Genomic DNA, 13884 nt, shown 5'->3' with positions numbered 1-13884 from the left:
GCCTGCTTCCACGGCTCGCGTCGACGTCGGTCGGCCCAACGTCGCAACCAGCTGTGATCCGCGACATATATACGCATTCCCCCATGTATGCCGCGAACCGTGGCGCCCTATCTCCAAATTCACCGAGGACAAGTCGCGGCCCGTCATGGCCTATCTACGTAATCCCGTAGATAGGCCGCGACCTTCCGCGGTCTATCTACGTAATTCCGTAGATAGGCCGCCGCTGCATAACTACGTATTCCCGTTGCTAGGTCTCGGACGGCGATGGCGTGTCGTCGCGCAAGATTCGCGCCGATGGCTGGGTACCCCGGTCGACGTATCCCCCGGTCGCCGCAACTCGCGCCCGCCTCGCGCCGATAGGGGCCAGTGCGAGTCCGACGAACCGGCCCTACGCACGCAGGACCATCCACAGGACCCTCATCGAAGCCGTACGCGCCACCATACGACGCCTGCATGACTTTCCGCGCACCGAAGAGGCAATCCACTGGATCCGGCAATTCATCCGCTTCCACAGCGGCAAGCACCCACGGCAGATGGGCGCGGAAGAGGTCACGGCCTTCCTTGACGAGCTTGCGGTCGAACGCCGCACCGCGGCATCCACGCAGAACCAAGCGCGGTGCACGCTCCTCTTCCTTTACAAGCGGGTTCTCGACCTGCAGATACCCCGGCTCGAAGCGCTCGAACGCGCACGCCGGCCGGAGCACCTCCCCTCGGTCCTCTCGCGGCAGGAGACGCTCACCTTGCTCGAACACCTCGTCCCGCCTTATCGGCGAGCTCCTCCACGGAAGCGGCCTCCGGCTCCTCGAAGCACCTTCGATTCGCGTCAACCACGTCGATCTCGATCGACGGCAAATCATGGTGCGCCGCGGGAAAGGGCAGCACGATCGACCGGCCTTGCTCCCCGCTCGAGCGCGCGACGAGCTGCACGCCCAGCTCGACTCCGTGGCGCGGCGGCACGAGAAGGAGCTCGCGGCTGGTCGCAGCGAGATCGACCTGCCCCACGCTCTCCGAGGGAAAATGCCAGGAGCAGCCACCAGCCTCACCAGGCAATACCTCTTCCCCGTCTCTCGCCCTTGCACCGATCCAGCGACTGACCGACAGGTCCTCTACCACCTGCACGAATCGGCAGCGCAAAGGGCCGTGCACGATGCCGGACGCTGACCGCCGCCTCCGCGTGGAGCGCCTTGAGCCCCGACCCCACCCCGTCGTGCCGCCCCCACGCATCGTGGAAAGGTAGCGTACCTGACGGTCGCCCCGCCTTGTCAAGGAGGCCAACGCGTGATCGTGCGGGCTCCACACCGGACGACGACGCTCGGGATCGCCGCAGCGCTTGCGCTCCCAAGGCCGACGGTGGCCACGCGGATCCCCCTCGCCGGCCGCCTCGTCGCCCGCTCACTCCCGGCCGGCGGAGGCGGCCGCGATCATCCGCGCCGAGCAGAGCGCCTCCGCGAAGGCGCTGGCGGAGCTCCCCGCGCCCCTCGCGGCGCCGCGGATCGCCCCTGCCAAGGAGGCTCCATGAGCGACGCCGCCGACAGCCCCGCCGCCGCCACGCTCATCGACGTGCCGACCGCCCCGGGGGGGCCCCACGCTGGTCGAGCAGGCGGAGCGGGCGCCGGCGGCGGGGGTGCCGGGAGCGCCGCGGTCGCGGTGCTCGCGCCTCGCGCTTCTCCCCGGAGCGGCCGGGGCGGCGGCGCGCGCCGCGAGACGACCCCCCGGGGCTCGCGTCGAACCTGGGGCACCGGCCCTCCGGCCCTCCGCGCGCTTCACCGAACGCGGCGAGCTCCTTCAGGGCGGCCGGATCGGCGCCGGACACGAAGGGCAACATCACGACGTCGAGCCGGAGGTCCGCGCAGTCCGCGTAGACCGCGACGGCGGCGAGCGCCGCAGGCGGGCCCCTGTCGCGCGGGCATGACACCCGGCGTCGCGCCGGCGTGACAGCGTCACGACGCCGTTCCACGTGGCTCGCTCCTGATGGGCTGAACTCCGGGCGATCCGCGCCGTGCGCGCACAGGTACGGCCAATGCACTGCTCGGAATGCGCAGGGGACCTCACCAGCAATGGAGGCGAGTATGTCGAACGATAGGCGCGTTCCGGGTGTTTTCGTCGCAGCTACGCTGCTCGCGGCAGGCTGCGCGGTCGAGGCGGCCGATACGGGGCAGGTCTCGGAGGAGGCGTCCGCGAGCCAGGCCTCGCACGGTTTCGGGCGGGAAACGCCCCAGGAGAGCGCCGGCAACCAGCCCGCTCGGGCCATCGAGAGGATCGAGAGCAAGGTGCTGAATCGATTCGTGGTGCCGCGTGTCGGGACGGTATCGTTGATCGACGAGGATCCGAGCAGCGCGGCGCCCCAGATCGGCGTCCTGGTCGTCTCTTCGCCCGAGGACGACAAGCTCATGCCGCTCGTCCACGAAGACGGGACCGATATCACGCCGCTCGAATATCTGCTGAGCGCCGACGCCTCGGCCGACGTCGCGCCGCGGCTCCTCGAACAGCACGCCTCGATCACCGGCGGGACACGGATGCTCTCCGTGGTCTACGACGCAGGGCCGGAGGTGACCGCCGGGAACTGCGCAGCGGCGTCGTGGCAGAGCTACTTCGACAATGAGGCGCTCTCGTTCGGCGGCGTGGACGATTCCGAGCACCTCACGAACATGACAACGTCGTTGCCGAGCTGGACGGCGAGCGGCTACCTGGGCAAATACTCGCGTATCGTCGCGGGGGCGTGCTTCGTCAGCCAGGGCGACGGCAACGACGACCTGACGGTGAAGATGGAAAGGCGCGTCGGCGGAAGCTGGCAGACCGTGAGTGGAACGCAGGTCACGCTCAATACGACGATCAACGGCGCCAAGGATCGCTACCTTTACCTGAGCGGCTCGTATTGTTATGACCATGAACGCCGCATCACCGTCGCGGGGCGCCCCCCGGGTGGCATCTACCCGCCGGACAAGTTCCACCTCTCGGGCGCGTGGGGAGGGCAGGCGAACGGCTGCTGGATCGAGTCGGGCGGCTGAAGACCCTGACCCGCGCCAGCGCGGCTGCAGGTCACCGCGCCTAGAGCACCGAGAGATTGAGCTCGACGGCGTCGAACGGCTCGACGCGGAGGCGGGTGGCGTCGCGGTGGACGACCGCAGCTCCCCAGCGGCGATCCGCGCCGAGCACGTACACCTCCAGCGTCCGCTGGATGGGGTCGACCAGCCACGCGTGCCGCACGCCCTCGCGCGCGTAGATCGGCATCTTCTCGTCGCGGTCGACGTCCTCGGTGGAGGCGCTCAGGACATCGCAGATCCAGTCCGGGGCGAGCGCGAAGTACGCCCTCTCGGGCAGCTCGGGCATGCGCTCGCGGCGCCAGCCGGCGATGTCCGGCACGAGCGCGTCGATCTCACCAGGCGCGTGCGGGTCGGGGAAGTGCAGCTCGGGCTCTACCAGGATGCGCCAGCCGCCAGGGCCCCCGCGCCCGCGCCCGAACGCGCCAACGAGCTCGGTAGCCAGCTCTGTCTCTGCCTGTGCATGCCGCGGCGCCGGCCGGGGGAACACGTGCAGGGTGCCGCGAACGAGCTCCGCCACCTTGTGCGGCGGGACGGCCTCGAGGTCGGCGTACGTGGCGCGGCGCTGTTTCTGGGCGGGCTGACCCATGCCGGAAGCCTGCCCGTGGGCGGACGGCGCGGCAAGGCGTTCAGGTCCGCCCGTCGCTCACCCTCGCCGCGGCCGCAGCGCCCTGATCAGTGCCTCGATCCCGCGGGAGCGCCACCTGTAAGCCGTGCTGACCGGCGCATCTTGCTGCTCGGCCACATCCTCGATCGACATCTCGAAGATGTCGTGGGCAATGATCACGTCGCCCTCGTGCACGGGTAGCTGGTGCAGCGCCTCGAGGAAGGCAAGGCGCCGCTCCTCGCGCTCAATGGCCTGATCAGGAGTCGGTGCCCCGTGGAGCATTCGGAGGGTCGCGGGGGGTCCTGGGGCAGGGCGCCAGCGGCGCTGCGGCCAAAGCACCCGCGTCAGCGCGGCTGCAGGTCACCTCGCCCAGAGCACCGAGAGATCGAGCTCGACGGCGTCGAATGGCTCGACGCGGACGCGGGCGGCGTCGCGGTGGACGACCGCAGGTCCCCAGCGGCGATCCGCGCCGAGCACGTACACCGCCAGCGTCCGCTGGATGGGGTCGACCAGCCACGCGTGCCGCACGCCCTCGCGCGCGTAGATCGGCATCTTCTCGTCGCGGTCGACGTCCTCGGTGGAGGCGCTCAGGACCTCACAGATCCAGTCCGGGGCGAGCGCGAAGTACGCCGTCTCGGGCAGCTCGGGCATGCGCTCGCGGCGCCAGCCGGCGATGTCCGGCACGAGCGCGTCGATCTCACCAGGCGCGTGCGGGTCGGGGAAGTGCAGCTCGGGCTCGTCCAGGATGATCCAACCACCCGGACCGCCGCGCCCACGCTGGAAGGGGCCGATGAGCTCGGCTCCCAAGCCCGACGATGTCCATGCATGCCGCGGCGCCGGCCGGGGGAACACGTGCAGGGTGCCGCGAACGAGCTCCGCCACCTTGTGCGGCGGGACGGCCTCGAGGTCGGCGTACGTGGCGCGGCGCGGCTTCTCGCCGGGCTGACCCATGGCGGAAGCCTGCCCGTATGCGGGCGGCGCGGCAAGGCGTTCAGGTCCACCCGTCCGCTCACCCTCGACGCGGTCGGAGCGCCCGCGTCAGCGCCGCGATGCCTCGGGACCGCCACCTGTAAGCCGTGCTGACCGGCGCGTCTTGCTGCTCGGCCACGTCCTCGATCGACAGCTCGAAGATGTCGTGGGCAATGATCACGTCGCCCTCGTGCACGGGTAGCTGGTGCAGCGCCTCGAGGAAGGCGAGGCGCCGCTCCTCGCGCTCGAGGGCCTGATCAGGAGTCGGTGCCTCGTGCTCGGCGCTCGGCGGGGTCGCGACGATCTCCTCGCGTTGCACCCGGGCACTTTCGAGGTGATGGCGGACGCGGTGATAGGCCAGCGCCCGTATCCAGACACGAAGCGCTTCTGCGGGCTGCACGTCCGGGTCGGGACGGTAGCGGTCCTCTTCGCTGGCCTCCCACGCGGCGAGGAGCACGTCTTGCGCGAGGTCTTTGACGTCCTCGCGTGTCGCCCGGCGACCTCGGAGGTAGCGCGCGACGAGGGCGCTGACGACGCCTGCTTGCGCGACGAGCTCGGCGGACGTGAGGCGCCTTGGTGCGAAGCGCCGGTTGCGGATGATGAAGATGGCAGCAAACGCGATGAGCTGCCCGAACGTCAGGACTACAAGGTCCGGCGCCATATGGCCACTCCCTCGACTGGCACGAGCGAAATGTAGAGCGCGATCAGGATCGACCGAGCGAGGTCCCAGGCGCTGAAGATGCCCATACGGAACGGGCCCACCAGCATGAGTGTCTCGGCAATGACGATGAACCCGGCGGCGAGGTGCTGTGTCTTGCCCCGCTCACGTCCCAGGAACCACAGGAGCAGGCAGCCGACGGACGTGCAGAGCGCGGCGAGCTCGAGGGCGAGGTAGGCCTTGCCGAGCAGCTCCCCGCGGAAGGTGGGGTATCCGGCGGCGAGGACCGCGACCACCACGACGTAGACCGCGAGCACGCCCCACGGTCGCCGCCGGCCGAAGATGAACACCGCGAGCGCCGCCACCCCGGCCATCCAGCCGACGAAGAGGGCGCTCTCGATGTGGAAGGCGAAGCGAACCCAGCCGGTGAACGGCGCGCCGGCGACCTCGGCGCGCGCGGGCGCGAGGACGCCCAGCCGGATCACCCGTCTCACGACGTCGGATGCGAACCCGTACCCGAGGAGCAGCGCGATCGGACGGTGCTCGGGGCGATGCCGCGCGACGACGCAGGCGAGCACGGTCGCGAGGGCCGACAGCGCGTAAAGCGCCGGAATCATGGCGCCCCTCTCGGCGCATCGTCAGGTGAGGTGAGCGGCACGCGCCGACGGTATGCAGCGCTCGTGGATCGGCCAAAAAAGCGAGGCTCCGAAGAGGGAGCCGCCGACGTGTGGGGTCGCCTCGGAGGCGCCTGCTACCCGCGCTTGCGGGGGGATGGCCATCGCCGCACCGCTGTCGGGAACAGGACGCCCCCGAGGCTGAACACGGCCAGGAAGTACTTCAGGAAGTGACTCACGAAACCGGGATCCGGAGGCTCGATCGGCATGGCCGAGAGGCTACCAGCGCCGGCTCGTGGACGTCGTCCGCTTTCTTGGCCCAGCGAGTCGACCTGTGGCACGCGCGTGCGCGCGCGAGGAGCCCGTGCAGGGTCAAGAGGAAAGCCGCGCCCGAGCGACGACCTTCGCTGCGCGAGCGCCTCGACGTCGCTGCAGGACGAGCAGCGTGCTGGAGGCTACCAGGGCTTCCGGCCGGTGGGTGTCGATTTCGTGAGAGAAGATCCGTGGCATCCGTAAGTAGCATCGGCGCGTCACGCGGCGAGCGCCGCCGCGACAGCGACAAGGAGCTGGCCCTCGACCCCTCCTCGCCTCGCTCTAGCGGGCCGCCCCCGGGCCGCTGGCCCGCTTGGTACCCGTCGCGCCACAAGGGTGAGCGTGTGGAGGAATGCATGCGCACGCGCGCTGTTGTCCATCGCACTCCGCCGGCCCTGGTGTGCTCGCGCTCCGGCGCTTTGTCGTCCGCCTTTGCGTCGTCACGCGCCTTCTAAGCCGGCCGTGGCGCTCAAGCCGACGATGCGATCACCCCTCGTCGAGCCACGCCGCCATCTCCGGCAGGAGTCCCCGCAGGAGGCCGATGACGCGCGGGCTCGACGCGCGCACCTCCCCGACGAGCCGCCGGCGCTCCGCCTCGATCTTGCCGAGCTGCGCGCGGCGCAGCGCCGCCCAGAGGCGCGCGCCGGCGGCGATGCTGTCGTCGCCGTGCTCCTCGGCCACGCGCCTGGCCTCCACCGCGTCCTCCAGGGCGTCCCCCACCCGCTCCAGCTCCCAGTGAATCTCGGCGCGCCGGAGCAGCGTCAGCGCGTGGTACCGGTCCCCCCGCGCCCGCTGGAGCTGCTCGGCCTGATCCGCGCTCTCCAGCGCGGCGGCGGGCCGGCCGGCCCGCGTGAGCGCCGCCGCCAGGAGCGAGAGCGCCGCCGCGCGGAGCGCGGGATCCCCGTCCTGCGCCGCGAGCTCCGCGGTCCGCTGCGCGACCTCCGCCGCCTCGGCGGCGCGCCCCTCGCGCATCAGGAAGGCCGAGAGGTTCTGCAGGAGCAGCCGGAGCTGGCCCCGCATCCCTTGTTGCTCGGCCTCGGCGACGAGCCTGCGCAGCCGATCGATCGCCACGCCGGTCCGCCCCAGCTCGGCCTCGAGCACCGCGAGATCGCCCCCGATGTGGACCCTGTGCCACGCCGAGGCCAGCGGCGCCGCGATGGCGAGCGCGCGCTGGAGGTCGCGCTCCAGCAGCCCGTGATCGCGGCGGTTCTGCGCGTAGTTCAGCTCGCACCGGAGCACGCGGGCCGCGAGCTCGGCCGCGGGGCCCGCGCCCGCCGCGAGCTCCACCGCCTCGCCCGCGAGCTCCATCGCGCGCTCCCCGGAGGCGACCCCCGCGAGCGCCATCCGCGCCTCGCAGCGGAGCGCGGCCTCGCCGAGCGCGTCCGCGTCGGCGAGCAGCCCCGGATCGTCGGCCCCCGCCTCGCTGAGCCCGCGCGCCACCTCGAGCCGGTGGATGCGCCGGCGCACGTCGAGCGGCCCGCCGCGCGCCACGACGGCGTGCTCCGAGAGGCGCACGAGCCGCCGGCTCGCCTCCTCGAGCTTCCGTCCCTGGATGAGCGCCCGGACCGCATCGATCTCGAGGCCGGCGCGCGCCTCGGGATCCGCCGCGAGCGCGGCCAGCCGATCCGCGAGCGCCGCCGCCTCCTCGAAGAGCCCTGCGGCGGCCGCCTCGGCCATCGCGCGGCCGAGCCAGCGGCGCGCCTCGGCCACGGCGCCGAGCCGCTCGTAGCCCGCGCCGAGGAGCCCCGCGTCCACGCGCCCCTGCGCGCCCTCCGCGAGCGCGTCGAGCAGCGCCCTGTGCAGCCGCTGGAACCACGGCCGCCGCTGCGTCAGGCGGAGCGCCGCCTGCCGCACCATCTCCTGCGGGAAGCTGTACTCCTGCGCGTCGCCGGAGGCCGTCAGCACGCCCGCGCCGACGAGCGCCTCGAGCGCCGCCTCGGCGCGCTCGTCGTCCCCCACGACGCGGAGGAGCACGTCGACGCCGAGCCCGCCGCCGCAGAGCGCCACCGCGGCGAGGGTCCGCAGGGCGCTGCGCTCGGCGGCGCTGTCGGCCGCGAACGAGGCCACCCGGGCCTCGAGCAGATCGGCCACGCCGGGGACCTCCCCCCGCAGGGCCCGGTCGTCGGCGGCGCAGAGGCTCCCGTCGCGGAGCGCCAGCGCGCCGCTCTCGTGCCACGCCATGAGCGCGTGCACGATGTAGAAGGGCACGCCCCCGGACGTCGCGACCACGGCCCGCTCCAGCGCGGGCGCGAGCGGGGCGGCGGGCGCCGCGGCCCCGCCCAGCGTGTCCTCCAGGTGCAGGCCTCGGCCCACCGCCTGCGCGAGCTCGGCGGCGGCCTCGAGATCGAGCGGCGCGAGGCCGAGGTAGGCCACCCCGGGGCACACCCGCGCGCGCACCTCGCCCAGCAGGGCGCGCAGGGGGGCCGGCCGGCTCGGCTCGCTGCGCGCGGCCGCCACAACGAGCAGCCGGCCCTGCCCTTCCGCGGCGGCGCGCCGCAGGAGCAGCTTGATCAGCTCCAGCGTCGCCGCGTCGGCCCATTGCAGATCGTCGACGAGGAGCAGCAGCGGCTCGCGGGCGCTCGCCCGCAGCAGCGCGTCCTCGATGGCCTCGACCGTGTGCGCGACCTCGTCCGCGGAGGGGAGCAGCGCCGGAGACAGCGCCCGCTCCAGCGCCGCGGGGAGCGCGCGGAGCTCGGGGACGTCGCTCTCGACGAGCTCCTCGGCGGCGCGGCGCAGCGGATAGAACGGGCTGCGTCGCTCCGGCAGGCACCGGAGCCGGACGACGTGGCGCAGGTCCCAGCCGGTGCGCTCGACCGCGGCGTCGAGCAGCCGGCTGCGCCCGATCCCCTGATGGCCACCCACCACGATCCCGCGCACGCGGCCCTCCTGCGCGGCCTGCGCAGCGCGCGCGATCGCGTCGAGCTCGGCCCGCCGCCCGAGGAGCGGCGGCCGCGCGGGACGATCCTCGGGCGGCGGCCGCGCGGGACGATCCTCGGGCGGCGGCCGCACGGGGCGGTCCTCGGGCGGCGGCCGCGCGGGGCGGTCCTCGGGCGGCGGCCGCGCGGGGCGGTCCTCGGGCGGCGGCCGCGCGGATCGCTCGGACCCGCGAACTGGCGGCTGCGACCCTTCCTTGCTCCCTGGCGGGGCGAGCTCGGGATCGAGCGCGGCGAGGATGCGATCGAGCTCGCGCGCGACCTGATCGGCGTGCCGGGGGCGGCTCTGAGGATCCAGGGCGATCAGCGTCGCGGTGAGTCGAGAGAGGAGGCCGGTCGCCGTCGTCGGGTCGGGCACGAGCGCCTCGAGCGGGGGAGCCGGTCGCCGCGGCACGAGGAGCCAGTGCGCTGCCTCCCCGTTGCGCCGCTCGATCTCGGCGGGGAGGCTGCCGGTCCTCAGGCGGAAGATCAGGACGCCGAGCGCGTAGAGATCGCTGGCGGGCGTGGCGGACTGGCCGACGGCGCACTCTGGGGCGATGTAGCCGGGCGTGCCCGCGAGCACGGAGCCCAGCTCCCGGACGCCGCCGGCGACCACAGGCACGCTCAAGGTCATGGTCGCGCCGGCCGGCTCCTCGGCCAGCACCGTGCCGGAGTAACCGTCGACCGCCACGGTCGGCGGCGGCCCGGTGGGGGCGGTGCGCCCTCCCTCGACCCAGCTCCGCGCGTTTCCCCCGGAGATCCCGAAGTCGATCAGCTTGTAGACGCCCGACCCTCGGACGACGTTGGCTGGTTTGACGTCCCGATGGACGAGCCCGGCGGTGTGCACAGCGGAGAGCGCCCAGGCGACGGCGGACGCCGCTTCGAGGACGACGCGCTCGGGGAGCCGGCCTGCCTCGCGAGAGAGCTCATCGAGGCTCGTGCCGGCCACATACTCCATCACGAGGCCGACCACGCCGAGGGCGTCGTCGCGCTGGAACGAATAGAACCGCACGACGTTCGGGTGCTCGACCCGGCAGAGCGCCTGCGCCTCGTCGAGAATCGTGTCTCGCCACGCCGCCGTCGCGTCGGGCGAGCCCGCGAGCTGCTCTGGTACGAAGAAGAGCTTGATGGCGACGTCGCGGAGCTTCCTGCCTTCGTAGACCTCCTCCGCCAGCCAGACCGGCGCGAACCCGCCGCTGCCGAGCTGCCGGACGAGCCGGAAGGGGCCCAGGCTGGCGCCCTGCCCGAGCGGGGCTCCGGAGGAATTCGGCGACAAGCTGGGCATCCGCCGCCGAGCATACCCTAGCCACCCCGGCGCTCCCGCAGGAACCGCTCGCTCGCGCGTTCCATCATGCGTTCGTGCGCGGGCGCCGTCAGGGCACGATCTCGCGGACGCTGCCCTTCTTGTAGAGGAGCCCGTCGGAGCCCACCCCGTCGCTCCGGAAATAGACGCTGATGTTGGGCTTACCGGTCTCCGAGCCCTCCCGTGTCGGCTCCCGCGTGAGCCTCATTGCGGGATCGACGCCCGGCCGACAGGGCTCGCCGCCCACGCCGAAGTCGGTCCCCTGGTCGACGTGCTCGTGGATCTTCACCCAGGTGCCTCCGCTCGCGCCGTCGGTCTCGTCGATCCAGAGCTCCTGCTTCACATCGCCGTTCGGCAGGTCATAGACGAGCTGCTTGTACCCGATCCATACCTGCTCCGGCATGCCGCCTTCCCAGTACGTCTTGCCGAGGATGGCCGTCGAGGCGGGGTGTTTCGTCTCCTTTTCGAAATCGATCTTGCCGTCATACCGCATGCGGGCGGCGATCCCGCGCGTGTCGCATTGGTTGACGTCCTCGTCCCCGATCGTGCCGTGGTTGGTGCGCGTCATGGCGACGAGGCCGCCGTAGGGTGTCCCGTCGTCGGCGGCCCGCAGGAAATACATCGTCACCTCGACGTCGCGCCATGAGTCGGCGAGCGCAGGGTCGTGCACGTACATCCGCGGGACGCGGCCGCTGATCTTGAGAATGCCCTGGCCGTCGGTGTCATAGGACGCATCGCCGTGGTCGGCGTCGAACCATGCATCGGCAGGGTCGATCCCCGAAAAGCTGCGCGCGGCGCCGTTGTCCCAGGTCGAGAACCACGCTTTGCCCGAGGGCAGCGTGGGCCGCAGCATCGCAATCCCGAACCTGTCGAGCTGTCCCTCCTCCCCTCCCCCGGCGCCGGCCGAGCTGGACGTCTCTGCGCTGCTCGATGCGGACGACGCCACCGCGCCGCCGCCGGGGCCGTTGCCGCCGAGGCCGTTGCCGCCGAGACCCCCGCCGCCGTCGGATTGGCTTCCTGAGGCGGGGACGTGATCGTCCGCGCAACCGGCGCTGCTCAAGCCGACGGCAGCCGACGTAACGGACATCGCGATCGTGAAGAAGACTCGCACGCCCTCGTGCATAACATGCTCTCAGCCGGTCCGCGAGGCCATTGACGGCGAGATACCGGCGGCAATGCACCTGCCAGCTGCTTTACGGAGACAGCTCGATTTTAGTTCGAGAATCGCACATTCCATCGCGCTCCGAGCGGCGACATCGCGAGATTTGTCCTCAGACGGCGATCCGTGAGATTGCCGCCTGCACGTGACGTTGGCTGCAGCGCTCCCAGTCTGCTACCTCCCGCAACACCATGGGTCAGCCGGACCTGTTCGCGAAGCGGACGTTTGCCGAAGAGACAGAGCGGGTCACGGCCGGTGCGGTATTGTGGCGGGATCCACCCGAGATCAGGCTGGAGAAGGTGCAGGCCGACGGGCTGCTCGTGATTCACCGCCCGGGCATCCTTGCGCATCTGCCGGCTCCGTGGCCGGCCGCTCAGATGTACGAAGAGATCGTGGTCGAGCTGAAGCTCGCGGGGGACCATCTGGACATGAGCGCGGTGGAGCGGGCCCTGCTTCGCCGGCAGGCCAGGCAGGTGCAGCGGGTCGAGGAGCGGGCTCCGTCCTGGCCGGGTGAAACGCCGCTCTGGCTGGCGGCGCCGCACGTTCCGGAGTGGCTGAGGCAGGCGCGCCATCCCGTTCGCTTCGCTCCTGGCTGCTACGCGGTGGAGCCGCTGGGGCGCTGCTTCGTGTGGGTGGCGGCGAACGAGCTCCCGCTGCGCGACGAGCTGGTGCCGTTCCTGGTCGCCCGTTCGGGGCAGCCGCTCGACGAGTTCGCCCGCTGCGTGGCGCCGCGCCGGCCGCTTGAATGGGTGCTGTCCATGCTACAGTACCTGCCCATGTCGATGATGGCCCGTGAGGAGCTCCTGTGGCGGTTCGCCAGGACCGGCGATCCCGAGATCGACGCGCGTCAGGACCGCATCCTGGAGGTCCTGCTCACGGCCAATCCCAAGATGAAGCAGCGTCTGGTCGACGAAGGTCGCCATGAAGGCCGCCTCGAGGGTCGCCTCGACGAGGCGCGCGCGGCCCTGCGCCGCGTGCTTGCACACCGGCAGCTCGGGCTCGCCCCGGAGGATGCGGCGCGCATCGAGACGTGCACCGACCTCGCGACGCTGGAGCGGTGGCACGCGCAGGCGCTCACCGCGTCCAGCGCACAGCAGGCCCTGCGCTGAGCGCCGCCGCCGGCGCACCTCGGCACCGGAACGGCCGCGGCAGCATGAGCGGCCCTCCCGGAAAGGGCCCTCGCACCATGAGCCGCACAGCGCCCGCGCCGCCGATGGCATCGTCGCCGTCCACGAAGACGTGCGGCTCCGCCGTCGCCGCCATGCCGAGCGCGTCCGGGCAGGCGAAGAGCTCGACGCGCCGCACGGGCCGCCGGTCGAGCCGCGGCGCGGCACCATCGACGACCTTGTGCTCGTCGACGGCCCGAGAGCCGACCGGCTCGTAGATCTCCGGCTGCGCCGTGCAGCGCAGCGCCGCTGGATACCGCTCGTCACAAAGCGCGAGCGCCGCCCGCGTGGCGGACGCGAAATGTCCCTGCCGGCGGTGCGCAGGCAGGGTGCGAGCAGACCGCGTGGATGCAGCCCACGTCCGTCGGCCTCCCGTCCAGCGCCAAGGGCCAGGAATGCGAGAAAGAGACAAACCGCAAGGGCGGAGGGGCGCAAGTGATCAGGGACGAGATAGTCTTCGTCTTCCCCTTGCGCCCCTTGCGGTTTGTCTTCCCTTCCGTTGATTTCTTCAGGACTTCAACGTGTTCGATGCTCTGGCCATCTCCACGTATCACATCCCGGCACGATGGACGCGCCGCCCACGTATCAGAGCACGAACAGGCCGACGCGCTCTGGAAGATGCAGAGGGCTCGATCCACGGAGTCACGGAGAATCACGGTTTCAGAGCGCAGAAGACCAGCGCTCCGGCCTCCACGCCTCTCCGCGCCTGCCGTGTCTCTGCGGCTCGATGGTCCACGCTCGGGACCAGGGCCCCGGTTCCAGCAGGATTGCGCATCCGGAGCGCCCGCCCCAGGAGATCGTCAACAGCACCGCTCCGCAGGGCGGTGCGCCAAAGGGGGGAACCATGAAGAAGTTGCTCGGCGCGCTGATCCTCGGCGCGCTCTCGCTGTCCGCCGTGCTGTCCAGCAGCGATGTGGCGCAAGCTCAGGAGCGCGATCGGCCACCACGCGGCTCCTATAGCAGGACGTGCAGGGACATCCGGACGGAGCGAGGCACGCTGTTCGCCAAGTGCGAGGACCGGCGGGGACGCTTCAACAGGACACGCCTGGACGACTTCAGGAGGTGCAGAGGAGATATCGCGAACGACAACGGCCGGCTCCGCTGCGCCCGCGGCCGCTGACGCGCGCCGCGGCCGCGCAGGGC

General features: G+C 71.8%; 12 protein-coding genes and 1 pseudogene. 5 read left to right on the top strand and 8 right to left on the bottom strand.

Features of this window, described 5'->3' with window-relative positions; all coding sequences use genetic code 11:
• Positions 1-269: 269 nt before the first annotated feature.
• From WMF14_RS09355 to WMF14_RS09345, 3 genes and pseudogenes are all read left to right on the top strand, one after another.
• A pseudogene (locus WMF14_RS09355) lies at positions 270-602 on the top strand (site-specific integrase); the annotation flags it as partial.
• Positions 562-1161 carry a tyrosine-type recombinase/integrase gene (locus WMF14_RS09350; RefSeq protein WP_437804168.1) on the top strand — a complete coding sequence of 200 codons (600 nt, stop codon included), beginning with the start codon at positions 562-564 and terminating at the stop codon, positions 1159-1161. The pseudogene WMF14_RS09355 and the gene WMF14_RS09350, both read left to right, overlap by 41 nt.
• 908 nt (positions 1162-2069) lie before the next feature.
• Positions 2070-3008, top strand: coding sequence for a hypothetical protein (locus tag WMF14_RS09345; protein ID WP_437800198.1), 939 nt, complete (start codon positions 2070-2072; stop codon positions 3006-3008).
• A gap of 40 nt (positions 3009-3048) precedes the next feature.
• Here the strand turns inward: WMF14_RS09345 and WMF14_RS09340 are convergent, their stop codons facing one another.
• The 8 genes from WMF14_RS09340 to WMF14_RS09305 form a co-directional block, all read right to left on the bottom strand.
• Positions 3049-3630: a Uma2 family endonuclease gene (locus WMF14_RS09340; protein ID WP_437800196.1), complete on the bottom strand. Its 582-nt coding sequence runs from the start codon at positions 3628-3630 to the stop codon at positions 3049-3051.
• 57 nt (positions 3631-3687) lie between these two features.
• A complete protein-coding gene (locus WMF14_RS09335; RefSeq protein ID WP_437800195.1) occupies positions 3688-3930 on the bottom strand; it encodes an RNA polymerase sigma factor in 243 nt (80 codons plus the stop codon).
• Positions 3931-4008: 78 nt separating this feature from the next.
• The gene (locus WMF14_RS09330) at positions 4009-4599 is read right to left on the bottom strand and encodes a Uma2 family endonuclease (protein ID WP_437800193.1); all 591 of its coding nucleotides are present in this window, start codon (positions 4597-4599) and stop codon (positions 4009-4011) included.
• Positions 4600-4657: 58 nt separating this feature from the next.
• Positions 4658-5278 (bottom strand): RNA polymerase sigma factor, encoded by a 621-nt coding sequence (locus WMF14_RS09325; protein WP_437800192.1) that lies wholly within the window; start codon positions 5276-5278, stop codon positions 4658-4660.
• Complete coding sequence (locus tag WMF14_RS09320) at positions 5260-5892, bottom strand: hypothetical protein (RefSeq protein WP_437800190.1); 633 nt, start codon at positions 5890-5892, stop codon at positions 5260-5262. The genes WMF14_RS09325 and WMF14_RS09320 overlap by 19 nt, the downstream gene beginning before the upstream one ends.
• Positions 5893-6026: 134 nt before the next feature.
• Positions 6027-6158, bottom strand: coding sequence for a hypothetical protein (locus tag WMF14_RS09315; RefSeq protein ID WP_437800188.1), 132 nt, complete (start codon positions 6156-6158; stop codon positions 6027-6029).
• A 529-nt stretch (positions 6159-6687) separates the two neighbouring features.
• On the bottom strand, positions 6688-10389 hold the full coding sequence (locus WMF14_RS09310; protein ID WP_437800186.1) for a serine/threonine-protein kinase: 3702 nt from the start codon (positions 10387-10389) through the stop codon (positions 6688-6690).
• A 97-nt stretch (positions 10390-10486) separates the two neighbouring features.
• Positions 10487-11503 carry a hypothetical protein gene (locus WMF14_RS09305; RefSeq protein WP_437800184.1) on the bottom strand — a complete coding sequence of 339 codons (1017 nt, stop codon included), beginning with the start codon at positions 11501-11503 and terminating at the stop codon, positions 10487-10489.
• A 263-nt stretch (positions 11504-11766) separates the two neighbouring features.
• Here WMF14_RS09305 and WMF14_RS09300 point away from each other — a divergent pair, with 263 nt between their 5' ends.
• Both WMF14_RS09300 and WMF14_RS09295 read left to right on the top strand, forming a co-directional pair.
• On the top strand, positions 11767-12684 hold the full coding sequence (locus WMF14_RS09300; RefSeq protein ID WP_437800182.1) for a hypothetical protein: 918 nt from the start codon (positions 11767-11769) through the stop codon (positions 12682-12684).
• Between the two features lie 901 nt (positions 12685-13585).
• Positions 13586-13861: a hypothetical protein gene (locus WMF14_RS09295; RefSeq protein WP_272101263.1), complete on the top strand. Its 276-nt coding sequence runs from the start codon at positions 13586-13588 to the stop codon at positions 13859-13861.
• Positions 13862-13884: the final 23 nt, after the last annotated feature.

The organism is Sorangium sp. So ce693 (genome assembly GCF_051521375.1).
Taxonomy (GTDB): Bacteria; Myxococcota_A; Polyangia; order Polyangiales; family Polyangiaceae; genus Sorangium; species Sorangium atrum.
This window is presented reverse-complemented; position numbering and strand designations above follow the sequence as displayed.

Coding starts and splice junctions, on each gene's coding strand:
- WMF14_RS09345 (WP_437800198.1), top strand. CDS start 2,070: ATGTCGAACGATAGGCGCGTTCCGGGTGTTTTCGTCGCAGCTACGCTG.
- WMF14_RS09340 (WP_437800196.1), bottom strand. CDS start 3,630: ATGGGTCAGCCCGCCCAGAAACAGCGCCGCGCCACGTACGCCGACCTC.
- WMF14_RS09335 (WP_437800195.1), bottom strand. CDS start 3,930: ATGCTCCACGGGGCACCGACTCCTGATCAGGCCATTGAGCGCGAGGAG.
- WMF14_RS09330 (WP_437800193.1), bottom strand. CDS start 4,599: ATGGGTCAGCCCGGCGAGAAGCCGCGCCGCGCCACGTACGCCGACCTC.
- WMF14_RS09325 (WP_437800192.1), bottom strand. CDS start 5,278: ATGGCGCCGGACCTTGTAGTCCTGACGTTCGGGCAGCTCATCGCGTTT.
- WMF14_RS09320 (WP_437800190.1), bottom strand. CDS start 5,892: ATGATTCCGGCGCTTTACGCGCTGTCGGCCCTCGCGACCGTGCTCGCC.
- WMF14_RS09315 (WP_437800188.1), bottom strand. CDS start 6,158: ATGCCGATCGAGCCTCCGGATCCCGGTTTCGTGAGTCACTTCCTGAAG.
- WMF14_RS09305 (WP_437800184.1), bottom strand. CDS start 11,503: ATGTCCGTTACGTCGGCTGCCGTCGGCTTGAGCAGCGCCGGTTGCGCG.
- WMF14_RS09300 (WP_437800182.1), top strand. CDS start 11,767: ATGGGTCAGCCGGACCTGTTCGCGAAGCGGACGTTTGCCGAAGAGACA.
- WMF14_RS09295 (WP_272101263.1), top strand. CDS start 13,586: ATGAAGAAGTTGCTCGGCGCGCTGATCCTCGGCGCGCTCTCGCTGTCC.